The sequence below is a fragment of the Streptomyces sp. P17 genome, from assembly GCF_032436805.1.
Lineage (GTDB): Bacteria > Actinomycetota > Actinomycetes > Streptomycetales > Streptomycetaceae > Streptomyces.
Map to the genome: position 1 here is coordinate 1 of NZ_JAVRBF010001433.1, position 239 is coordinate 239.

1 protein-coding gene is annotated in these 239 nt (G+C 64.9%); it reads left to right on the top strand.

The window, feature by feature from the left end:
• Window positions 1-55: 55 nt before the first annotated feature.
• Window positions 56-239, top strand: a 184-nt coding sequence (locus tag RMT89_RS45245; RefSeq protein ID WP_315889569.1) for an alpha-hydroxy-acid oxidizing protein, incomplete at its 3' end; no start/stop codon positions are given.

Here is a 239-nt window from a genome sequence, read left to right on the forward strand (position 1 = left end):
GTTGCGCTCGCTGGCGTCGATTCGTGCCGAGCTAGGCGCAGATGTCCCTGTGCTGGTGGACGGCGGCATCCGCCGTGGCAGTGATGTGTTCAAGGCTCTGGCACTGGGCGCCGATGCGGTGCTGATAGGTCGGCCTTATGTGCATGCATTGGCCACTGCCGGAGCGCTGGGCGTGGCCCATCTGCTCAGGCTGTTGCGTGAGGAACTGGAGGTGACCATGGCCTTGTGCGGTTGCCGTG